Source organism: Prosthecobacter sp. (assembly GCF_044226605.1).
Classification (GTDB): domain Bacteria; phylum Verrucomicrobiota; class Verrucomicrobiia; order Verrucomicrobiales; family Verrucomicrobiaceae; genus Prosthecobacter.
Genome location: NZ_JBGAGS010000029.1, coordinates 75,058 through 98,437, shown reverse-complemented (window position 1 = coordinate 98,437; position 23,380 = coordinate 75,058). Strand labels below are relative to the sequence as shown.

The following is a 23,380-nucleotide window of genomic DNA, read 5'->3' as shown; positions in this document are numbered from 1 at the left end:
TCCAGGCATGGCGGCAGCATCTGCAGTTCGCTGCGATCAGTTCCTCGAAGGTGGCTCATGCCCATCTTGTTGCGCATGAACGCCCCCGGTCAAACCGGTGAAATAGTTTTCACACAGCCTGTGTCCCCAGCCCGCCGCCGCCGAAGCTCATTACCTTCGAGCCAAAGACAGTCTCCTAACCGGAAACCGCAAACGGCCTTCGCGAACCTCAAATCATCACACAATCCAAAAAGTCCGCCACAAACTCATTCTTCGGATGCTCCCTCAGCTGCTGCGGCGAGCCGATCTGCTGAATGTCCCCCTCGTGCAGCACCACCACGCGGTCCGCCAGTTCAAAGGCTTCGTCCTGGTCATGCGTCACAAACAAGGTGGTCACCTTGGTCTCCTCATGAAACTGCCGCAGCCATTTGCGCAGCGTCTTCCGCACCTTCGCGTCCAGCGCTCCAAACGGCTCATCCAGTAGGAGCACCTGCGGCCCCACCGCCAGCGCACGCGCCAGCGCCACACGCTGCTTCTGCCCGCCGCTGAGCTGGGACGGATAGCGCGCGCCATACCCCTCCAGCGCGATCCTCCGCAGCAGCTCCTTCACGGACTTGTCGATCTCCTCGGCGTCCGGCCGCGTGGCACGCGGCATCACACGCAGGCCAAACGCGATGTTCTCCGCCACCGTCATGTGATTGAAGAGCGCGTAGTTCTGAAACACAAAGCCCGCCTTGCGCTCATACGCGCTGCGATTCGTCACATCCGCGCCATGAAACTGGATGCTGCCCTCGCCAGCGTCCGCAAATTCAAGGCCCGCGATGATGCGAAGCAGTGTCGTCTTGCCGCTGCCGCTCGGCCCCAGCAGGGCCACGAGCTCTCCTGTCTTCACTTCGAGATCGACGTTTTTCAGCGCTTGGAAACTGCCAAAGGTTTTTGAAATGTCGTTGATGTGGATGCTCATGCTGCTCCTCGTTGTGTGGTCGTCAGAGTTTTCAAAATCAGCGTCACCAGCGCCAGCAGTGCCAGCACGGAGGCGACGGCAAAGGCGGGCACGAACTGGTATTCGTTGTAAAGAACTTCAATGTGCAGCGGCACCGTGTTCGTCTTGTTGCGGATGTGGCCGCTCACCACGGACACCGCGCCAAACTCGCCCATGCTCCGCGCATTGCACAAAATGATGCCATACAGCAGCCCCCATTTGATCTTCGGCAGCGTCACGCGCCAGAACATCTGAAATCCGTTCGCGCCCAGCGTCATCGCCGCCTCTTCTTCAGACTGCCCCTGCGCCTCCATCTGCGGAGCCAGCACCCGCGCCACGAAGGTGAACGTCACAAAAATCGTACTCAGCACAATGCCCGGCAGCGCAAAGATGATTTTGATCCCATGCTCCTTCAGCGCCGGTCCAAACAAACCCTGCGCGCCAAACAGCAGCACGTAAACCATCCCCGCGATCACAGGCGAAACCCACAGCGGAAGCTCGATCAGCGAGCCGAGAAACCGCCTGCCGCGAAACTGGAAACGCGAAAGGCACCACGCCGCCGCCAGGCCAAACAGTGCGTTCAGCGGCACCGTGATCGCCGCCACCTTCAGCGTCAGCCAGATCGCATGCATCGTCGCCTTGTCATCAAACGCCTCCACAAACCCCTCCCACCCTTTGCGGAAAGCCTCCTGAAAAATGATGACCAGCGGCAGCACAAACATCAGCCCCATGAATCCCACCGCTGTGCCAATAATGAGCGTGCGCGAGACAAGCGAATCCGACGTCGCCTTGCGCGGCCGTGTACCTCGGGCTGGAGTGTTTTCAATGATTGCTGCCATGTAAAAAAATAAAAAGGGTCTGCGTCGTCTCTAAATCGTCCTCGTCCTCCTACTCGAACTCGTCCTCGATCAATCCGCCCACGCGGCCTCCATCGGGATCAAAAAACAAAAAGGGTGCTGTAGGTGCTCTGGTCTCATTCGTCATTCTGCATTCGACATTCCTCATTCTCCTACCTCCCCGTCCTCTTCCGGCTCCACTCCGTGAGCACATTCGAGATCACCAAAATCGTGAACGACGCCGCCAGCATCACCACGCCGATCGTCGCCGCTCCGGAGTAGTCATACTCCTCCAGCCGCATCGTGATCAGCAGCGGCGCGATCTCCGTCTTGAACGGCAGATTGCCCGAAATGAAAACCACGCTGCCGTATTCTCCTACCGCACGTCCAAACGCCAGTGTCATGCCCGCCAGCGTCGATGGCAGCAGGGCAGGGAAGACCACCCGCGTCATTGTCTGCCAGCGGTTCGCACCCAGGCAGGCCGCCGCCTCTTCCACATCCATCGACAGATCCGCGATCACCGGTTGCAGCGTGCGCACCACAAACGGAAAGCCCACAAACGTCAGCGCGATCGTGATGCCCAGCGGTGCATACGCAGCCTTGATGTCATGCTGCCCCAGCCAGGCGCCGATCCAGCCGTTCGGCGCATACAGCGTCACCAGCGCGATCCCCGCCACCGCCGTCGGCAGCGCAAAGGGCAGGTCCACCATCGCATCCAGCAGCCGCCTTCCTGGAAAGGAATAGCGCTCCAGCGCCCACGCCGTGATCAGCCCAAAAACCGCATTCACCAGCGCCGCTGCGAAGGCGGTGCCAAAGCTCAGCTTCAGCGAGGCAATCACCCGCGCCTGCGTCAGCGTGTCCAGCACATGCTCCCATCCACCGCTCGTGGCCTTCCACACCAGCATGGACAGCGGAAAGAGCACGATCAGGCTCAAATACGTGATGGTAAAGCCGAGTGACAGCTTGAACCCAGGCAGGATGTGGCGTGGTCGGGACAAGAGCGTGGAGGATCGAGGTTGCTTGCGTGAGGAGAGTCAGCAGGAATGTGCACCCATGAGAAGAGGCGCATTCCGAAGAGCCGGCAGCGGGTGCCATCAGGTCACTTCTTCTGGTAGATCTGGTCAAAGATGCCGCCGTCGTCGAAGTGCTTCTTCTGCGCCTTGTTCCAGCCGCCAAAATCACCGTCGATGGTCACCAGCGTCAGCTTCGGAAAGCGCGCGCTGTACTTCGCCGCTGCCGCCGCATCACGAGGGCGGTAGTAGTTTTTGCCGATGATGTCCTGCGCTTCGGGCGTGTAGAGATATTCAAGATAAGCCTTCGCCACTTCGGCTGTGCCCTTCTTCTCAGCGTTCTTGTCCACCACGGCCACCGTCGGCTCGGCCAGGATGCTGAGGCTCGGCACGATGATCTTCGTCTGGCCGGGGAACTCGCGCTGGATCAGCCACGCTTCGTTTTCCCAGGAGAGAAACACATCGCCGATGCCACGTTGCGCAAAGGTCGTCGTGGCAGCACGCGCACCCGTGTCCAGCACCGGTACGTTCTTGTACAGCGCGGCGATGAAATCCTTCGCCTTTGCTTCGCTGCCCGTCTTCTTCAGCGCATACGCCCACGCCGCCAGGTAATTCCACCTCGCACCGCCGGAGGTCTTCGGATTCGGAGTGATCACATTGACACCCTCCTTCACCAGATCATCCCAGTCCTGGATGTTCTTCGGGTTGTCCTTGCGCACCACAAACACGATCGTGCTCGTATACGGAGCGCTGCCGTTGGGAAGGCGCTTCTGCCAGTCCTTCGCGATCAGCCCGGCCTGCTGCCCGATCACATCAATGTCTCCCGCCAGCGCCAGTGTCACCACATCAGCCTCCAGGCCATCGATCACCGCCCGCGCCTGCTTTCCCGAGCCGCCGTGCGACTGATCGATGCTGACCTTCTTGCCGGTGGTTTCCTTGTAATGCTTGACGAAGGCCTTGTTGAACTCCGAATACAGCTCCCGCGTGGGATCGTAGGAAACGTTCAGCAGTTCAAAATCCGCCGCATGAGCCGTGAAGCCGAGCAGCATGGTGGAGAGGAGTGGGAGGTATGTTTTCATGATATAATGAGATATTAGGTTGTGGTAGTAAGTTGCAAATGAGCCGAAATGGAAATCAGAAGAAGCGGCGGCTGAGCTGGAAATAGGCGAAGTTTGTGTGGTCCCGGTGCAGCTGGGATTTCACGAAGCCGCCGGATTGGAAATAGGAGTAGCCGACGGTGATCTCCGTCTTGGCATCCCAGGTGTAGCGTGCGCGGATGTCGTATTCGTTGCCCAGGAAGTTTCCACTCGCACCGCTCTTGTCCTGCACCTGGATCACGTTGCCCACGGAATACACGTCCGTCGCACTGTCCAGCCAGTAGGCGCTCCAGTTCATGTCCAGGCGCAGATTGTGCCGTGGCTTCAGCTCCAGCCGCACGGTGGGCGTGGTGATGTTTTGATAGGTGATGTAATCATTCGCCGACCACGCACGGCTGAAGCCGTAAAAGCGCTGGAAGCGGTTGTCCTTGTTGTCATTGGGATTGTGGTCGCCGCTCGCGAATCCGTAGAAGAGGCTCAGGCGCGGTTTCCACGGCTGGGAGGCCCAGGTGTAGCCCACTTCAAAGGTGCCTGCATACGCCTGGAGGCTGCGCGTGCCGTTTCTGCCCGTCTGATAGGTAAAGCTGAAGTCATAGTCCAGCCCCGTGCTGCCCACCACACCGTAGGCACGCAGGCCGGGCGAGTGCACCTGATAGGTCGCGATGCCGGGCAGGGGAGACTGGTTCATCGCCAGGTAGTAGGGCTCCAGCGTCACCAGGTCAGACCAGCCTCTCCAGTGGCCGATCACTCCATACACCCACTGCTTTGGCACCGGGCTGTCCCAGGCATACTTCTGCCGGTTCAGCGCCTGCACCGCCACCAGATCCACCTGCCAGTCATTGCTCTCCTGGCCCAGGCTGCCCACGAATCCCTTGAAGGTGTTTGCCGTGTTGCGCCACTCATTGTTGGCGAGAAGCCGGCGGTCCAGGAATTCGAAGTTGTGAATCCCGTAGCGCACGCTCAGCGGACGGTTGTTGCCGATGGGATCGCGCCCCAGCAGGTTCTTGAAATACAGCTCGCCATACAGGCGGGTGATCGCGAACTCATTCACATCGCGGTTGTCGCGTGCATACTGGCTGTTTTCGCGGCGGGAGTCCTGCATCTCAAAGGCAAAACGGAAAGGATCGAGGATGTCCTTGATGCCAATGTAGGCCCTCGTGCGGTGCAGCAGCGGCTGGTCCAGAGAGGCGTTCACGCGCCGGAGGTCATTGTCGCGGTACTCATAGCGGAAGCGGTAGTCCACGCCGATGTCCAGCCACTTCGTGTTCAGAAGGGAGTCCACTCCGAGCTCGCTGACATTGCGTGCATACTTCGGCGGATCCGTGTCGCGCGTGGTGCCAAAGCTCAGCGGGTTTTGGTAGTAGGTGCCGCGTGTGATTTTCTTCGGCTCGGCTCCGGTGGCCGCACTGGCGGCAAGCAGCAGCAGGAGTCCGGTTTTCAATGCTTTTGGCAGGCGGTCCTGCGTCCGTGGGATGGGGCTTGATTTCATGTCTGACGTGTTCGGGTTTGTGTTTGTGGCGCTGTGTCAGGATGAGCAGGCCGGCGGCCGTGTGCTCGATCAATATCTGACGAAAATATATACGGCAAGTAGGAATTAAAAGTTTTTATCCGCAGGAAGTATGGTCGCATCCTGGCGCGCTCTCCGCCGCAGCATCAGCATGCCTGCGAATCCGGGCAGCAGCAGCAGCGTGCGCGTTGGTTCGGGCGATGCCGCCAGCACGCTCACAGACAGCGTTCCATCGGAATACAAATGGCTCCAGTCCCAGTCCAGACCGAGGCCGCTGAGATCCGGCAGCCCGCTCACATTTCCCTGCTGCAGCGTGTCAGGCAGATTGTCAAAACGTGTGCTCACGCCGGCCCAGTCAAAAAGCTTCCACGTCGTTCCCGCCGCCCACACTCCGCTGGTGGCAGGCAGACTGGTATGAATCGTCAGCGTCGCGCCCGTCAGCGTGATCGCCCCGCCATTGAAGTCGATCATGTCATTGTTGCCGGCGTGCGCATTCAGCACGCCGCTCACGCCGCCGCCCGTGATGTCGAGCACGATTTCTCCGCTCAACGAGTATCCCGCATCTGCCCGCAGCATGAGCATCTGCGCATCAATCACACCCGCCTGTCCTGCAAAGAGCGTGCCACCACTCTGCAGCGTCACCGTTCCGCTCGTGCTCAGCGCACCACTGCCACCCAGGCTCGCGCCTGTGCCGATGCTCACGCTGCCACTCCCTGTGGCGGATCCCGTGCTGTTGTTGAGCACCAGCGTGCCGCCACTCACCGTCGTGCCTCCGCTGTAGGTGCTGCTGCCCGCGAGAATCCACAGCCCTGCATCCTGCTTCACCACCGCCACCGCGCTCGTGCCGCTTGTCCCCGCTCCGGTGTTGTTGATGATCGCTCCTTGGATCGTGTTCGCATTCGTATTGCTGCCTCCCAGCGTGAGCACACGCGCCGTGCTGGCGCCTGCAGCGCTCAAGGTGACGGCGCTGTTAAAGGCGCTGGCAGTAAATACCAGCGCTCCGGTTCCGCTGTTGAGGATCGTCGCTCCGCCTGTCGCTGCGGCACCGGTGCCGCTCCCGATCTGAATGCGCCGGTTGCTGCTGTCGCCGCCGCCGAGATAGTCCAGCGTGCCGGTGTTCGCCGCGCTGCCAAAGCGGATGATTCCGGCTGTAATGTCCTTGTTTCCGGTGCCGAGGGAGCCTGTCACGCCGATGTTTCCCAGGGCATAAATTTCAGTGACCCCGTTGTTAAGCTGCGTTTGCCCGGTGTAGGTGTTGGTGCCGCCAAGGCGCAGGGTGCCATCGTTGGCCTTGACGAGAGCGAAGCTTCCGCTGATCACGCCGCTCACCAGCACGTCCACCGCCGCATTCGGGCTGTCATTCACCGTGAAAGTGCGGTCTGCCGTGAGCACCAGCCCCGCCGAGATCGTTGCCTGCCCGTTTTCAAAACCAGCGCTTCCTGCATTGTAGGTCACATTGCCGCCGGGGGTGAAACTGCCGCCGCCCATGCTGCTCACTAGGTGCATCGTCTGTCCGCCCACCGTCGTCGTCGCTGCGCCCAGAGTCACTCCGCCGTTCACACCCGCGTTTGTCCCGCCCACGTCCACCGTGCCTGCGTTGATCGTGAGGCTCGATGATGTGGCCACGCTGCCGCCGCCGCTCAGCGCCACCGTACCGCCGCTCACGATCGTCGCCCCCGTGTAACCGTTCGTCGCGGCCAGCGTGAGCGTGCCGCTTCCGGTATAAATGATGCCATTCGCAAAGCCGTTCCCGTTTACCACCGCGCCGCTGATCGTCACATTGCCCGTGCCGGTGATGGTGCGGTTTCTCGCCGCGGTGTCTGCGTTGATGTTGAGTTGAAATCCCCCCAGCACCAGAGTCGCACCACTGCCGGTTCCCTGGTTCACCGTCAGGATGCGCGTCCCCGCGGTCGAGTTCCACTGCACCTCACCCGTCGTCAGCGTACTGCTGCCGTTCAGCGTGAAGTCACGGTTCGCATTGCCAATCGTCACCACGCCCGTGCCCAGGTTCAGGCTGTTAGATCCGTTGAACGTCACACTGCCGTTCCACGCCACCGCGTTGTTCGTGCTCAGCGTCAGTGCGGCCCCGCTGCCATTGTCCAGCGCGCCACCGTTGAGCGTCAGCGCTCCCGTGCCCGCTGCCGCCGCGCTGTTGAGCACCAGCGTCCCCGCGCTCAGTGTTGTGCCACCGGAGTAGGTGTTTAAGCCGGAGAGACTCCAGGTGCCTGCGTCCACCTTGGCCAGTGCCAGCGTTCCGCCGCCATCCGCCACCACGCTCCTGAGTTCGTTCGCAGCGGTGTTGCTGCCGCCCAGCGTCAGCGTCCTCGTGCCTGTGTTCGTGTTGGTCACCACACCCGTAAATACCAGCGCACCGGTCCCGTTGCTGGTCACCGTGCCTCCGCCCGTCCCGGTGGCTGCCAGCACGAGCGCGCGGTTTGTCGCGGCCCCGCCTCCCGTGTAGTTCACCGTTCCCGTCTGTGCCGTGATTCCCAGGTTGATCGTGCTTCCTGCTCCGGCCGCACTGCTGGTTCCACCGTCCGCGAGGGAGGTCACCGTCAGCGTTCCCTGGTTCACAGAGAGCGCACCGGTGAAGCTGCTCGTGCCGGAAAGACTCCATGCTCCCGCCCCGGACTTCACGAGCGCCAGCGCTCCGCCGTTGCTGTCCGTCAGCGCTGCCTGAAGCTCGTTTGCACCCGTGTTGCTCCCATTCAGCGTCAAGGTCTTCGCCCCAGTGCCGGCATTCGTAAAACCGCCCGTAAACACCAGCGCTCCGCTGCCGCTGTTCGTGAGGGTGCCGCCTCCCGCTCCAGTCGAGGCCAGCACAAGCGTGCGATTGCTCGTTCCTCCGGCCCCGGTGTAGTTCAGCGTACCCGCCTGCGCTCCGCTGCCCAGGTTGATCGTCGTTCCCGCGCCCAGGGCGCTTGGCACGCCGCTGTCTGCCACGCTGTTGACAGAAAGCGTCGCGCGCAGCACCGAAACCGAGCCCGTGAAGGTGTTCATGCCGGAGAGAATCCACGTGCCAGTGTCCCCCTTCGTCACCGCCACCACGCCTCCCAGACCTCCGTCCGAAATGATCCCCTGAAAGTCATTGCCGGCGGTGCTGCCGTTCAGCGTCAGCACCTTCGTGCCGGAGGTCGCCGCATTGGTCACATTCCCCGTCAGCACCAGCGCTCCCGTGCCGCTCGCGTCGAGCGTCGCGCTGCCCGTGCCGGTCGAACTGAGGTTGATCGTGCGGTTCATCGACGCAGCAGCCCCCGTGTAGCTCAGCGTGCCTGTTTGCCCACCACTGCCAAAGTTGATCACACTGCCGGCACCCAGCGCGCTGCTCACTCCACCATCGGCCACGCTGTTTGCCACCAGGATGCCCTGGCTGATCGAAACATTGCCCGTGAACGTGTTCACGGCGGAAAGCAGCCAGGTTCCTCCGTTCGCCTTCGTCACGGAAAGCGTGCCGCTGCCATTGCCCAGCACGCTGCGGATCTCATTGCTGTCCACGCTGCTGCCTCCCAGTGTCAGCACCTTTGCACCGGTGCCTGCATTCGTGAAGCTGCCGGTGAAGACCACCGCACCCGTGCCGCTGCTGTTGATCGTGGCCGCACCTGTCGTGGTTGCCGCCAGATTCACCGTCCGGTTCGTCGAGGCCGCCGCGCCCGTATAGAGCAGGGTGCCCGCCGCCGTCGTGCCACTGCCAAGATTGATCACACCACCCGCACCCAGCGCGCTGCTCACGCCGCTGTCCGCGATGCTGCTCACGCTCAGCGTCCCCTGGCTCACAGACACCGCCCCCGTAAAGCTGTTGGTCGCGGACAGCACCGCCGTCCCCGTGCCCGACTTGATGAAGCCAAAAGAACCGCCGCTCTCGCTGATGATTCCATCGATCACAAAGGTCGTCGTCGAGGCCGCCGTCAGCGTGCGCGTTCCGCTCAGGATCAGCCCCAGGCTCAGCGTGTGCGTATGCGTGCCGGTGGTGCCCGTGGAGGTGATGTTCCCTCCCAGCGTGATCGAATTTCCCGTCAGCGAAAATCCCGTGTTCGTCCCGCCATCATTCGCAAAGGTCAGTGCATTCGTGCCACCGAGCGTCAGCGCGCTCAGATCATTCGTACTCGAAAGATTTGCCACTCCCGCCGTCGTCAGGTCAAACACCAGGCTGTCGCCATTCACGCTCAGCGCATTGCTCGTCCAGTTTGTGTTCACCCCGCTGCTGCCTCCTCCCCAGCTCGCATTCACGTCGCCCAGCCAGGTCAGTGTGGCCGCGTGCGCGGGCATGGAAATGAAGGAAAGCAGCAGGAGGGGGCGCAGAGATGGCGGTAGCATGGCAAGGGCAGGGGGAGGAAGGCCCCTCGCTCCGTCTCATGGCGGTCACTCGGTGCAGTCGTGTCAGTTCATCCGGCGGCCTTCCACTGTGGCGGATCAGCCTTCTCCTTCAGGCATCCGTGAGTCCCGAAAGAATATACATATCAAAAAGATAGGAATTAAGAGCGCTGTAAATCATATCCGTCAAATAGGATATTGCACATTTTTGCTCCAAAGGTGAAATTCAGCCCGCATCGGCAGCTGCCAGTGCGTTCCCTCCTGGAAATCAGAAACCTCAAAAGCCGCAAATCGACACCTCGGCATTTTCAGTCTTCTGCCCTCGGGGCACCAGGGCTTTCCCGTTTCACCATTAGTGGGGAAGAACCTTCGTTGGTTGGATTCTCCGCCACCATCGGTTCGCGCTCACACCCTCGCGCCCATCAGCACCTTCATCACGTCATCCATCGTGATCCACCCGCACATCTCGCCCGCAGTGTCATCCACCAGGGCGGCGATCTCATGCTGCTCCAGGTACAGCGTCAGCAGCTGTGTCAGCGAGGCCCGGCTGTCGATGTGCAGCACCGGCCGGATGAGTTTTGTCCACTCCGCCTGCGGCGTTTGCAGGTTCTGCACAAACAGCTCCCGCACCCGCACATAGCCGCAGATGTTGATGGCGCTGCCGTCCGGGCTCACGGGATAGCTCCGGTGCAGCTTCGGCCCCAGGTCCACCACGTTTTGCGCCAGCGTCTTGCGCTGGTCAAAGATCTTCACAGCAGCGTGCGGCACCATTGCCGTCTTTACCCGCCGCGCGCTCAGCGTCGCCGCATGGATCATGATGATCTCCTCTCGGTTGTGCAGCAGCTGCTCCGCCCGCGCGGACTGCACCAGCGTGATGATGTCCATGATCTGGTCGCTCTGGCTGCGCCTGTCGCCCGCTCCGCGCTTCAGCCTCTCGCAGAACTTCTCCATCACCAGGACCAGCGGATGGCACACCCACAGCATCGCCCTCAGCGGCACCACGATCTTCGGCGCCAGCCGGCTCGCATGATGCACGCCAAAAATCTTCGGTGCCATCTCTCCGCCAAACAGCACCGCCACGCTGATGACGATGGAAAACAGCCACAGCCACTCCGCGCCGTAGATCGCGCTGAAGACCGCACCCGCCAGCGTCGCCAGTCCGGTGTTGGCCAGTGTGTTGAAAAAGAGGATCGCTGAGATCGGCCTTTCAATCTGTCCCTTCATCGCCAGCCAGTGCGCCGCGTTTTTCACCCCGCGTTTTTCCTGCACCTTGAGGTCCAGCGGGTTCAGCGTCAGCAGCACCGCCTCGCTCATGGAGCAGACGAAGGAGATCGCCAGCACCGTGGCGGAAATGAGAATGAGAAAGAGAGTCATGTCGCAGCGGGCCTCAGGCCGGGCCCCTGCCGTGCTGCCGCCTGTTCATGCATGGCAGCACTGGCCTTCTTCAGAGATTCGGCGCATAGGACTGCAGCTCGCGGTAGCGCTTCAGAATCGTCTTCACACCACGCACGGTCGCAGCCACCTGGTGCGGCAGCGGTGCCAGCGCCGGTGTTTCAAAGACAATCTCCAGCGGCTTCGGAAACTGCTCCGCCGGCGCCGTCAGCATGCCCAGGTAGCCTTCGCGGATGATCCCGCGCTCCGCAAGAAATCCGTCGATCACCTGAGCATCATTGCGCGGCAGGATCTCGGACGCCTCTTCCAGGGCAGGCTGCAGCAGGTGCTCGCTGAGAAAGGACCCACCCGCAAATCCATACAGCCCCTCGCTCTCGCTGTCCGAGTGCAGGGAGATGATGCCGTCGTACCTCTCCCGGCGCAGTTCGCTTTCCAGGTACTGCACCTCCGGCTCGTCGGACTCGCTCCAAAACTGCCGGTTCAAATCCAGCCCGTTGCTGGAGTGGCGCGTGTTGGACCTGCGGCCCGTGGGATTGCACACCGGATAAATGTGCAGCTCATAGTCATGCAGTTCCGCCGGCTGCTCCGAGGCCCAGCGCATCAGCTCAAAGGCTGCCAGTGTGCCTGCCTCTTCATCGCCGTGAATGCCCGCAAAGATGGCGAATTTGAATCCATAGCCCGGCTTCTCAGGCTTTGAGATGATCTTGGGGATGAAGGTGCCGCGCTCGATTTCGGCCGTGTCTTCCCGCAGCTCAAAATGGCGGCGGCGTGTGATCGGGCGCGGGATGCTGTCTCCCGAATAGGTCAGGGTTGTGGGGATGGCGGACATAAGATGTTAGTTTCCTGCTTTGTTGCGTGCTTCTTCTGCGAGTGCGGTGGAGAGGTAGCGTTCACCCGTGCTGCACCCCACCGTCACGATCAGCCTGCCGGCATTTTCCGGCCGCGCCGCCACCTGCAGCGCCGCCCACACATTGGCACCTGTGGAAATCCCCACCAGCAGCCCTTCCTCCAGTGCCAGCCGCTGCGCGGTGCGGATGGCGTCTTCATTGCTCACCGTGATCACTTCGTCCACGATCTCCAGGTTCAGGTTCTTCGGCACGAATCCCGCGCCCGTCCCCTGAATCTTGTGCGGGCCCGGCACCAGCGGCTGCCCGGCTCGTGTCTGCGTGATCACCGGGGACGACGCCGGCTCCACTGCGATGGCGCGGAATCCTTCCCTGCGTGCTTTGATCACCTCGCTCACGCCCGTGAGCGTTCCGCCTGTGCCCACCGCGGCCACAAAGAGGTCGATCTTCCCCTCTGTGTCCGCCCAGATTTCCTCCGCGGTCGTGCGGCGGTGCGCCGCCGGGTTGCTGGGATTGTCAAACTGCTGCGGTATCCATGAGTTCGCTGTGTTGGCATGCAGTTCGTTCGCTTTTTCGATCGCTCCTTTCATGCCTTTCGTTCCCGGAGTCAGCACCACCTCCGCTCCCAGCAGCGCCAGCAGGGTGCGGCGCTCCAGGCTCATGGTTTCAGGCATGGTCAGGATCAGGCGGTAGCCCTTCGCTGCCGCCACAAACGCCAGCGCTATCCCCGTGTTCCCGGAGGTTGGCTCGATGATTGTCGTGCCCGGTTTCAGGATGCCCGCGGCCTCCGCGTCTTCGATCATCGCGCGACCGATGCGGTCTTTCACGCTTCCCAGCGGCTCTTTGAATTCTCCCTTCAGGGCGATCGTCGCATTCACTCCCGCGGCGATCCGGTTCAGCTTGATCAAGGGAGTGCGGCCAATGCTGTCAACAATGCTTTGATGGTAGGACATGATGGGTTTCAGGTTGAATATTTCGGTTGTCTCGGAAAAATAAAATCAGCTCAGGCCTTCCGCGCCTGCGGTGTCACCAGAAGCTCGCCGGTGAGGCGCGTCTTTTCTGTGCTTTCCACCTGCGTCACCCGCCCCTCGTGCACGATGATCTGCACGGAGCCAAATCTCAGCGCGGCCACTTTCAGTTTCACAATGTCGATCCAAGGCTCGGCTTCAGTTTCAGTGTTTTGCTGGGCCATCGGTTGCTGTGGGGGAAGAGGAGGTTTCGTTTTGTGACGTGACTGTTGAATCAGCCAGTCGCGTGGAGATTACGCGATATGTAATATGACCAAATATACACTACGCAAGTAGGAATAAAAGATTTTGTGCGCTTCGTTCATTTATCTCCCGCGCCCTCAGCCCGTTTCAGCACACGGCTTCCGGCCCGCAAAAACGCAAACATCTCCACTCACCCCACAGCGCCGAAAAATCCTCCCCCTCTCCCCGCCCCTGAAAACCGCAAAACCCTTTTCCCTTCTCCGGGGAGAGGGCCGGGGTGAGGGGCCGCACTCACACACCGCTTCCGTAAGATATCCGCCGTTCAAAACTCTCACCCCGCATACCGCCCAACTTTATTCCTTCGAATCCAGCAGCACCGCCAAAAATCCGTCTGCCGGATCCGCATGCTTCGGACTTCCCGCCTTCTTCTTCGCCGGTTTCTTGCCGGTGGCGCACTGCAGCTGCTTGCGCAGCGTCACCTCCACCACGTTTTCCAGCGTGTACTTGTCCAAAATGTTCGCGATCGCATTCCGCACGTCGATCATGAGCATCCGCAGCCCGCAGTGCGTCTCGTCCGGGCAGGAGCACTTTTCATACTCCGTCTCGCTCGCACAGCCGATCGGCGCCAGCTTTCCGTCGATCAGGCGCACGATCTCGCCCATCTTGATCGCTTTCATTGGCTTCGCCAGGCGCGTGCCGCCATATTTTCCGCGCATGCTTTCCACATAGCCCGCCGTGCGAAGTTCAAACAGGATCGCCTCCAGAAATTTAAACGGCAGGTGCTCCTGCTCCGCCAGCGTCGAAACCGAGATCACGCCCTCGTTCTGGCGTTCGGCTATCCCCAGCCGGATCAGGGTTCGTAACGCATATTCGCCTCGTTTGGTCAGTCGCATATCTCGTGGTCAGCTATCGCCTGCCAAACCCCATCCGGCAAGTAGGATTATTCCCGTCTCCCACGCCCCGGCGCAGCCCCCGCCCGCACCGAGAAATCAGGGAAAGCCTGTCTATTTGACGCTTGTGTATTCGCATCTGTGGCCGTCTTTCTCCCGAATGGAAAAGAGCGTAAATCATCCCTCTTCAGAATGCATGATCACATGAACACGCCGCGTCGTGAAACCATTCTCATCGTGGACGACCAGGAGGAAAATCTCCGCGTTGTTGGCAATGTGCTCTCCCTCATGCACTACGAAGTCCTCCTTGCCTCCAATGCGGAGGAGGCATTCTTGCAGCTGGCACAGCACTCCCCGGATCTCATCCTGCTCGATGTCATGATGCCGGAGATCGACGGTCTCACCGTCTGTCTCCGCCTGAAGTCCCATCCCCGCTGGGCGGACATCCCGGTGATCTTCCTTTCCGCTGACGACGATAAAAACAGCATCGTCCAGGCACTCGAAACCGGCGGTGTGGACTACGTCACCAAGCCTTTCAACCGTGCCGAGCTCGTTTCGCGCGTGCGCACCCAGCTCGCGCTGAAACACGCCCGAGACAGGCTCCGCGCCCTCGCCGAGGACAAGGACGAGATCCTCGGCATCCTCGCGCATGACCTGAAAAACAGCCTCGCCGGCATGAAGCTCAGCGCCGGTCTCCTGCAGACGAAAAACTCCGAGCTTCCACCCACCTGCTCCCCGCTTGTGGACAATATCATGGACGCCACCGAGCGTATGCTGGCCTTCATGCAGGAGTTCCTCGCCAATCAGCGCGCCGAGCATCTGCAGATCAAGCACGTCCCCGTCAATCTTGGCGATGTCCTGGCACGCGTCGTCTCCCGGCATCAAACGGCCGCACAGGTCAAAAGGATCACGCTCACCGCTCATATTCCCAAATTCCAGGTTCATATCACAGGCGATCGCGAAGGCACCTCCCAGGTCCTGGAAAACCTCGTGTCCAATGCCATCAAATTTTCCTCTCCTGGCAGCGAGGTCGTCGTCACCCTGCATCCACCCGCAGCGGGAGTCGTGAGGTGCCATGTGTGCGACAACGGTCCGGGTTTCACCGCGGATGACCGCGTCCGCCTCTTTCGCCGCTATGGCAGGCTCAGCGCCCAGCCCACCGGCCACGAATCCTCCACCGGCCTCGGCCTTTTCATCGTCAAACGTCTGGTGGATGCCATGTCCGGTACCATCACCCTTGCGGAGAACTCCGGCTCAGGCGCGGAGTTCATCATCACCTGGCCGCTCGCGCATTCGCCTTCCTGAGGCGCAGCGCGTTCTTGTGCAGAAAAACGAAGGAAAGGGCAGGGGATGTTTCAGCTCAGGACATGTCACTGTCGTGCGCTCCACGCTGTCTTTGACAAGTCCGCACTTCATGTGGCCCGCGATATCATGGTCGTAACCCTATTTACAAATCCCTCTCTTCAACACGACTATGAGAACCTCCTTCTTCTCTCCAGCGCCCGTCACCGCGGAAACCCTCAAAAAAGACGTCCGCACCCTTGCAGATGACACTCTTAAAGTGGCACGCCAGCAGGTCGTCGAGCCCACCATCGAAGCGGCACGCCGCGCGCGGGAGTACGCCAATGACGCATTGCATGAGACTCGGGACCGTCTTTCCCGCCAGGTCACCCAGGCGGAGCGCTACGCCACCGCTCAGTATGATCAGACTGCGCGCTGGGTCATCACCCATCCATTGAAGTCTGTCGGCATCGCCCTCGTCGTCGGCATCGCGCTCTCCAGCCTCTTCTCTTCGAAGCGCTGATCTGCGCGCTTCATTTCTCCCTGTCACGCTCTCGGCATGGACGTTGTTCTTCGACGTCCCTGCCGCTGCTTTTTCTGCTTCCAACCCTTTTATTCCCGCAGCCAGATCATGAGTGATGTGTCGGATCATTTTCAGCGCCGTCTGCCCGTTGGGGCCGAAGTCCAGTCCGCGGGTGGCGTTCATTTTCGCACCTGGGCGCCCGCATCAAAGTCAGTGACCGTGCAGCTCGCGCAATGGGACGATCTGGCAGACGCCACGGAGATCCCCCTCAAGGCGGAAGCGGGGGGCTACTGGTCCGGCTTCTGCCCCTCGGCTCATCCGGGCATGCACTATCGCTTCCGGCTGGATGGCGGATCCTTTCCCGACCCCGCCTCCCGCTTTCAGCCTCGCGGCCCCCACGGTGCCTCGCAGATTGTCGATCCTTCACGCTATGCGTGGCTCGATGGTGCGTGGTGCGGTGTCACGCGCGAGTCGCAGGTCATCTATGAGATGCACGTCGGCTCCTTCACCCAGGAGGGCACCTGGTCCGCGGCCATGGCGCAGCTGCCCCACCTCGCGGAGCTGGGTGTCACTCTTCTGGAGGTCATGCCCGTGGCGGATTTCCCCGGCCGCTTCGGCTGGGGCTACGATGGCGTGAACCTCTTCGCACCCACCCGCCTCTACGGAACTCCGGACGACTTCCGGCGCTTTGTGGATCGCGCCCATGAGCTTGAACTCGGCGTCATTCTCGATGTCGTTTACAATCACCTCGGCCCGGACGGCAATTTCCTGAAGGAGTTCTCGCCCTCATATTTCACATCACGTTATACCACGGACTGGGGCGAGCCTCCGAACTTCGACGGTCCGGACTGCGCGCCCGTAAGGGAGCTCTTTCTCTCAAACGCCGCCTACTGGATCGAGGAGTTCCACCTCGATGGCCTCCGTCTGGACGCCACCCAGAACCTTTACGACGCTTCCAAGGAGCACATCCTCGCCGCCATCACCCGCCGTGTTCACTCCGCAGCACGCGGACGCGGCGTTTACATCGTCGGTGAAAACGAGTGCCAGCACGCGCAGCTCATCCGTCCTCGCTCCCAGGGAGGCTATGGCCTGGACTCGCTTTGGAATGACGACTTCCACCACACCGCCATCGTGGCCATGACCGGGCGCAACGAAGCCTACTACACCGACTACCACGGCTCCTCGCAGGAGTTTGTCTCCTCGGCCAAGTGGGGCTTCCTTTTCCAGGGGCAGCGCTACAAATGGCAGAAAGCACGTCGTGGCACACCCTGCTTTGATCTGGCACCCGGAAACTTCGTGAACTTCCTGCAGAATCACGATCAGATCGCCAATTCCCTCTGGGGCCGCCGCGCCCACACCCTCACCAGTGCGGCAAAGCTGCGCGCCCTCACCGCACTTCTGCTTCTCGGGCCCAATACCCCCATGCTGTTTCAGGGGCAGGAGTTTGCCTCCTCCTCTCCCTTCCTCTACTTTGCAGATCACCGGCCGGACCTCGCCATCCTCGTTGCGAAAGGCCGCGAGGAATTCCTCGCCCAGTTTCCCAGCATCGCCTCGGAGGATATCGCCAAGCTCATTCCCAATCCCGAGAGCGAAGCCACCTTCCGCCGCTGCAAGCTCGACTTCGCGGACCGGGAGAAGAACAGCGAAGTGCTCCTGCTCCATCGCGATCTCCTCACGCTGCGCCGGGAGGACCCCCTCCTCGGCAATGCACAGCGCGGCACCTTTGACGGCGCCGTGCTCAGCGCCGCGGCTTTCGTCCTCCGCTTCTTCGGTCACGATCAAAACGACCGCCTGCTGCTCGTCAATCTAGGCCCGCACCTTCATCTCGATCCCGCTCCGGAGCCTCTGCTCGCACCCCCGCTTGGCTGCGTCTGGCAGACCGCCTGGTCCAGCGAGGATCCCCGCTATGGCGGCGGCGGCACCCCTCCCATCGATTCGGATGACAACTGGAACCTCCCCGCTGAATCCGCCGCACTTCTCACCCCCATCTCCGCACCATGAATGCTGAAATCAATCGCCGCATCGATGTCGCCCAGGCCCAGGCTGACAACGCCCGTGAAATCCTCCGCCGCGAGTGGCTTGTCACCAATGGCCTTGGCGGCTACGGCTCCGGCACCATCTGCGGCATGGTGTCCAGACGTTACCACGGCTTGCTCGTCGCCGCGCTGCCCGCCCCGTTTGGCCGCGTCGTCATGCTCAACCACCTCGCCGAGCACCTCCGCCTCAGCGAAGGCCGCTCCGTTCTCATCGGTGGCGAAGAATCGCGCACCGCAGGGGAAAATGGCACCCAGGAGCATTATGTGAAGGAGTTCCGCCTTGAGCATGGCCTTCCCGTCTGGGTCTTTGAAGCCTGGGGCTACACCATTGAAAAGCGCCTCCTTCTCATCCACGGCCAGAACACCGTTCAGATCACCTACCGCCTTCTCTCCGGTCAGGAGTCCGCCCGCCTCGAGCTCTGCCCTTCGGTCCACTTCCGCCGTTACGAGCACGATGTCGCGGAACCCTTTGCCGCCGGTTATTCTCTCCTCATCCACGACCGCCGCTACGAGATCGCCACCGCCGGCCTTCCCTATGCGCTGCGCCTTTATGTCAGCGATGAAAAAGCCTGCTTCCGCTATGAAGGTGGCCAGGTCCGCGAGATCGGTTACCAGACCGAGGCGGATCGCGGCTATCACTCCCGCGGCATGCTTTGGACTCCCGGCGCCTTCACGCTGGATCTCCGCCCGGACCGCCCCGTCACCCTCGTTGCCTCCACCGAAGACTGGCCTTCCATCCTCGCCATCGATCCCGCCTCCGCACTCGCGGCCGACATCACACGCCGCCAGCGCCTGGTTTCCGTCGCCGGTCCGCACGCCCAGTCTCCCACCGCCTCGGAGCTCGTGCTTGCGGCGGATCAGTTCATCATCACGCCCGCAGGCCGTGTCGAAGACACCGCCCGTGCCAAGGCCGGTGGCGATGAAGTCCGCACCGTCATCGCCGGTTATCACTGGTTCACCGACTGGGGCCGCGATACCATGATCAGCCTCGAAGGTCTCACCCTTACCACCGGCCGCCATCATGAGGCAGGCTGGATCCTCAAAACCTTCGCCCACTACATTCGCGACGGTCTCATTCCAAACTACTTCCCCGATGGCGAGCGCGAAGGCGTCTATCACACCGCGGACGCCACCCTCTGGTTCTTCCACGCGTTGGACCGCTACCTGGAGACCACCCAGGACCGCGCCACCCTCCAGCTTCTCCTGCCAAAGCTGGTCGATATCGTCGAGCATCACCTCCGCGGCACACGCTTCGGCATTGGAGTCGATCACACCGACGGCCTCCTGCGTCAGGGTGCCGAAGGCTACCAGCTCACGTGGATGGATGCCAAAGTGGACGGCTGGGTCGTCACTCCGCGCCGTGGCAAGGCCGTCGAGATCAACGCCCTCTGGTACAACGCTCTCCGCCTCCTCGCCGACTGGCTCCGCACCGAGCAGGGGGAGGACGCCGCGCGCTCCTTCGATGCCCACGCTCAAAAGGCCCGCGATTCCTTCAATCGCCGTTTCTGGTCTCAAGACCGCAACTGCCTCCTCGATGTCGTGGACGGCGAGCATGGCGACGACCCCGCCGTCCGTCCAAATCAAATCTTCAGCATCTCTCTCCGCCATCCCGTGCTCGATGAAGCCCACTGGCCAGCCGTCGTGGAAAAAGTGCGCGCAGACCTCCTCACGCCCGTCGGCCTTCGTTCCCTCTCTCGCGATCATCCCGACTACAAGTCCCGCTACTTCGGCGATCTCCGCGCACGCGATGCCGCCTACCATCAGGGTACCGTCTGGGCATGGCTCATTGGCCCGTTCATCGATGCCTGGCTCAAAGTGCATCCCGAAGATCGCGCCGGTGCCCGCTCCTTCCTCAGCGGCCTCATTCAGCACCTCGATGAAGGCTGCGTCGGCTCCATCAGCGAAGTCTTCGATGCCGAAGCCCCGTATACCCAGCGCGCCTGCATCGCCCAGGCCTGGAGCGTCGCCGAAGTCCTCCGCTGCTGGATCAAAACCGAGCCCCCGCCAACTCCCGCCCCCGCTGAGTCCGCTGCGCAGTAGCCAGGTAAAGTGCTTATCTCGCTCCGCCCAGAGACTCGACAAACGCCGAGGCCGAACCCGAGCATCACGACAAACCTCCGCGCGCGTCGCGCTGTGCGAATAACGAGCAGCCATCCTTTTTTATGGATGCTTGCCTCATAGGCTGCCACCCTCGCCTCTCAGGCCAGCGGCCATCTGGAGTTTATGGATGCTTGCGTAACAGGTTGCCCGTCCAGGATCGTCTCCCACTCTGGAGCAACCCAGCGCCGTATTGTAGTACCGGCTTTAGCCGGTTCCGGACGCATCGCTCTCGCAAATATCTCTGAAACAGACACTTCCTTGCTTACCTAACCACCGAGAGTTCCGCCGCTCCCAAATAAGACCGCACGACTGCGAGGACATTAGCCCGCCACAGCGCCAGCCGTACACTCATGCTCCACATCCAGGATCTAGCATCCAGCACCACTCACCCCCACCACAAACGGCACCACCCTCATCACCTCCTTCACCAAAACCGTCGCGCCCTCCCACTCCGTTCCCGTAAACACATCCCGGTATTTCCTGCCATATCCTGGTTCCGGCATCACCACCGCCGTGTCACCCCACACCTCACCCACCGGCGGGAAGCCCAGCGCCGCCGTATGCCGCGGCACCATCACCACCATCGACTCCTCGCCCCTGCGCCGTTCAAAGGCGATCACCTTGTCCGCCCATTCGCCCTGCACCGTCAGGCCCGTGTAGCTCCCTTCCGCAAACAGCGCCGCTCGTTCACGCCGCAGCTGCAGCAGCTGGTGGATCGCAAACATCTTGATCCTGCCATCCCTCCAGTGCTCCATCAGCACCTGCGGTGTCGCTCGTCCCAGACCCTCCAGGCGCTGCTCGCGTAGAGGGAAATCCACCGCACGCCGGTTGTCCGGATCCACCAGGCTGAAGTCCCACAGCTCGCACCCTTGGTAAAAATCCGGCACGCCCGGGCAGGTCAGCTTCAGAACCGTCTGCGTCAGGGAGTTGATCGCCCCCAGCTGCGCCACATCCTTCGCCACCAGCGTCAGGCTCTGCGGAAAGTGGTTGCGTCCTCCGGGTGCCAGAATCGCCGCCACAAAATCCCGCAGCGCATTATCCCAGGCCTCATGCGGTTCCAGCCAGCTGCTGTTCACCTTCGCCTCGTGTCCCGCCTTCAGCATGTAGTCCTGCATTCGTTGGATGAATTCCGCACGGTTCCCTTCATTCAGCCCTTCCAGCGGCCAGGCTCCCAGCAGCGTTTGGTACAGCAGGTATTCCTCATTCGCATCCGGCGCCACCTCACCATCGATCAGCCGCCGGTGTTTCCGGTTCATCAGCTGCCAGCGCCGTACCGCGTGGCTCCATTCCTCAGGCATGTCCGCCAGCGCCGCCAGCCGTGCGCGCGTGTCTTCGCTGCGCTTGGTGTCATGCGTGGAGGTGGCCAGCATGCAGTGCGGCAGGGCCGCCTGCCGCTGCGCATTCTGCTTGTGAAAGCTCTCCACCGTCGCGCCGCACGTCAGCGGATCTCCGCCCACCTCGTTCAGCGCCACCAGCCGGTTAAACACATAAAACGCCGTGTCCTCCACCCCCTTGGCCGTGATGGGTCCCGTGCTCTGCTGAAATTTCAGCACAAACTGCCTCCGCAGCTCCTCATCCACCGGGTGCGCATTCTCCTTCGGCGGCAGCAGCACCTCCCGTAGGAATTCAAACACAGACCTCTCCAGCGCATGATTTCGCCTGCGTGCCAGCGCCAGCGCCCGGCCGATGATCCGCCGGTCCGTCTCATCCGCCTCCGCCTGCGCCGGGTCCAGATAGGTCCGGTAAACCGGGAAGCACGCGATCACCTCCCGCACCGCCATCGTCAGCGCATTCACTGTAAAGTCCCGGTACCACCGGTTGCTTTCAGAGATGCGGTTCAGCATCATCCCCAGCACGTTCACCTCGCTTGCCATGGAAGACTCCATCACCAGCTTCTTGCTCCGGTACACGATCTCCGGGTAGTCCAGGTGCGCCCCCGCCTGGCGTTCATACGCCGCAGTCAGGTCCTCCGCATTCTGCGCCGGCACCAGCACCTGCACCAGCTGGTTGGCAAATTCATAGCCCGTCGTGCCCTGCACGGGCCAGTCCGCCCGCAGCTTCTCTTCCGGTCCCAGGATCTTCTCCACCAGCAGGTACAAATCCTCCCCCCCGCGCTCTCTCAGCCGCATCAGGTACTCACGCGGATACGCCAGTCCGTCGATGTGGTCGATCCGCACCCCGGTCAGGTGTCCGGCATCGATCAGTTCAAACAGCAGCCGGTGCGTCGTCTCAAACACCTCAGGCAGCTCCATGCGGATCGCCGCCAGTGTGTTCACATCAAAGAACCGCCGGTAGTTGATCTCCTCCGCCGCCACCCGCCACGAGCTCAGCCGGTACGACTGCTCGCTCAGCAGTTCGTCCAGCCGGTCAAAGTGCCGCGCATCCCCCGCGTCATTCCACGCCGCCACCACACTTTGGATCGCCTCCTCCACCTCCGGCATTTCCGTCGTCAGGCGCTTCAGCCTTTCGCGGATGACACCCCGCTCTCGCACCCGCTCCGCTATCTTTTCCGGAGCCGTCTCCGTGCGCGGCGGCAGGTGTTCGATCGCCGTCAGAATGCTCTCCAGTTCCGCAGGCGCAGGCTTCAGTGTTTCCACCACCTCCCTCAGCAGCGGCCGCAGCGTCTTCGGCGCCAGCGGCAGGTTATAGTCGCCATGCCTCACGGTAAAATCACCCTCCGCATACGCCAGACGAAACCCTCCGCTCTCCAGGGATCTCCCATACTGCTCCCCCAGCACCGGCAGCAGCACCTTGTTCACCAGTTCGCTCTTCAGCGGCTGCCAGTCGATGTCAAAAAACCGCGCATACATCGAGGCCGGCCCGTTCTCCAGCACATCACGCCACCACGGATTCATCGCATGCTCGATGCCCATGTGGTTCGGCACAAAATCCACGATCATTCCCAGCCCATGCGCCTTCAGTTCCGCGCACAGCGCCTCAAACTCCTCCCGTGTGCCTATCTCCGGGTTCAGTTCATTGTGGTCATACACATCATACCCATGCGTGCTCCCCGGCGCGGCACGAAAAAACGGCGAGGCATACACGTGGCTGATCCCCAGCCGGGCCAGGTACGGCACCACCTCCCGTGCCTGGGCAAAAGTAAAACAACGTTGAAATTGCAGCCGGTAAGTCGCAGTCGGGATCACGCTCATGTCCCCATGATTCGCCCCCCGCCCTCCATCCGGCCGCATCCCACCACCCCCAACTTCACTTCCCCAACATCTCCCACCGCCCCACTCCAAGATATCACCATCGTCTCTCCAAAGCCCCGCCATCGCCTTTCCAAAAATCCCGCCATTAGCCCATCCAAAAGCGCGCCACTACCCACCCTCCCGCCATCGCCAAAAAGCATTCCTCCTCTCCCCATCGAAACCCCTCAA

At 61.7% G+C, this 23,380-nt stretch carries 15 protein-coding genes and 1 pseudogene; 4 read left to right on the top strand and 12 right to left on the bottom strand.

The features are described from left to right. Positions 1-226: 226 nt before the first annotated feature. The 11 genes and pseudogenes from ACILSO_RS28865 to ACILSO_RS28815 all read right to left on the bottom strand — a co-directional run. Positions 227-943 (bottom strand): annotated as a pseudogene (locus ACILSO_RS28865) (sulfate/molybdate ABC transporter ATP-binding protein); the annotation flags it as partial. Then, complete coding sequence (cysW, locus tag ACILSO_RS28860) at positions 940-1,800, bottom strand: sulfate ABC transporter permease subunit CysW (RefSeq protein ID WP_395740961.1); 861 nt, start codon at positions 1,798-1,800, stop codon at positions 940-942. The gene cysW and the pseudogene ACILSO_RS28865, both read right to left, overlap by 4 nt. 170 nt (positions 1,801-1,970) lie before the next feature. Further along, positions 1,971-2,795, bottom strand: a complete 825-nt coding sequence (gene cysT, locus ACILSO_RS28855) for a sulfate ABC transporter permease subunit CysT (protein ID WP_395740960.1) — start codon at positions 2,793-2,795, stop codon at positions 1,971-1,973. Positions 2,796-2,896: 101 nt separating this feature from the next. Then, positions 2,897-3,886, bottom strand: a complete 990-nt coding sequence (locus tag ACILSO_RS28850; RefSeq protein WP_395740959.1) for a sulfate ABC transporter substrate-binding protein — start codon at positions 3,884-3,886, stop codon at positions 2,897-2,899. A 55-nt stretch (positions 3,887-3,941) separates the two neighbouring features. Beyond that, positions 3,942-5,393 (bottom strand): alginate export family protein, encoded by a 1,452-nt coding sequence (locus tag ACILSO_RS28845; protein WP_395740958.1) that lies wholly within the window; start codon positions 5,391-5,393, stop codon positions 3,942-3,944. Between the two features lie 105 nt (positions 5,394-5,498). Continuing rightward, the gene (locus ACILSO_RS28840) at positions 5,499-9,725 is read right to left on the bottom strand and encodes a beta strand repeat-containing protein (RefSeq protein ID WP_395740957.1); all 4,227 of its coding nucleotides are present in this window, start codon (positions 9,723-9,725) and stop codon (positions 5,499-5,501) included. A 402-nt stretch (positions 9,726-10,127) separates the two neighbouring features. After that, complete coding sequence (locus ACILSO_RS28835; protein WP_395740956.1) at positions 10,128-11,096, bottom strand: CNNM domain-containing protein; 969 nt, start codon at positions 11,094-11,096, stop codon at positions 10,128-10,130. Between the two features lie 70 nt (positions 11,097-11,166). Further along, on the bottom strand, positions 11,167-11,943 hold the full coding sequence (locus ACILSO_RS28830; RefSeq protein ID WP_395740955.1) for a succinylglutamate desuccinylase/aspartoacylase family protein: 777 nt from the start codon (positions 11,941-11,943) through the stop codon (positions 11,167-11,169). A gap of 6 nt (positions 11,944-11,949) precedes the next feature. Continuing rightward, positions 11,950-12,912, bottom strand: a complete 963-nt coding sequence (gene cysK, locus ACILSO_RS28825) for a cysteine synthase A (protein WP_395740954.1) — start codon at positions 12,910-12,912, stop codon at positions 11,950-11,952. Positions 12,913-12,962: 50 nt separating this feature from the next. Further along, complete coding sequence (locus ACILSO_RS28820; RefSeq protein ID WP_395740953.1) at positions 12,963-13,151, bottom strand: YezD family protein; 189 nt, start codon at positions 13,149-13,151, stop codon at positions 12,963-12,965. Between the two features lie 372 nt (positions 13,152-13,523). Next, positions 13,524-14,063 (bottom strand): RrF2 family transcriptional regulator, encoded by a 540-nt coding sequence (locus ACILSO_RS28815; protein ID WP_395740952.1) that lies wholly within the window; start codon positions 14,061-14,063, stop codon positions 13,524-13,526. Between the two features lie 201 nt (positions 14,064-14,264). On the opposite strand from ACILSO_RS28815, the gene ACILSO_RS28810 reads away from it, so the two are divergent. From ACILSO_RS28810 to ACILSO_RS28795, 4 genes are all read left to right on the top strand, one after another. After that, positions 14,265-15,365 (top strand): response regulator, encoded by a 1,101-nt coding sequence (locus ACILSO_RS28810; RefSeq protein WP_395740951.1) that lies wholly within the window; start codon positions 14,265-14,267, stop codon positions 15,363-15,365. 169 nt (positions 15,366-15,534) lie between these two features. Then, positions 15,535-15,864, top strand: a complete 330-nt coding sequence (locus ACILSO_RS28805; protein ID WP_395740950.1) for a YqjD family protein — start codon at positions 15,535-15,537, stop codon at positions 15,862-15,864. 108 nt (positions 15,865-15,972) lie between these two features. After that, positions 15,973-17,865, top strand: a complete 1,893-nt coding sequence (treZ, locus tag ACILSO_RS28800; RefSeq protein WP_395740949.1) for a malto-oligosyltrehalose trehalohydrolase — start codon at positions 15,973-15,975, stop codon at positions 17,863-17,865. After that, positions 17,862-19,940, top strand: a complete 2,079-nt coding sequence (locus tag ACILSO_RS28795; protein ID WP_395740948.1) for an amylo-alpha-1,6-glucosidase — start codon at positions 17,862-17,864, stop codon at positions 19,938-19,940. The genes treZ and ACILSO_RS28795 overlap by 4 nt, the downstream gene beginning before the upstream one ends. Before the next feature lie 428 nt (positions 19,941-20,368). On the opposite strand, the gene treY is transcribed toward ACILSO_RS28795, so the two are convergent. After that, on the bottom strand, positions 20,369-23,152 hold the full coding sequence (treY, locus tag ACILSO_RS28790; protein WP_395740947.1) for a malto-oligosyltrehalose synthase: 2,784 nt from the start codon (positions 23,150-23,152) through the stop codon (positions 20,369-20,371). Between the last annotated feature and the right edge of the window lie 228 nt (positions 23,153-23,380).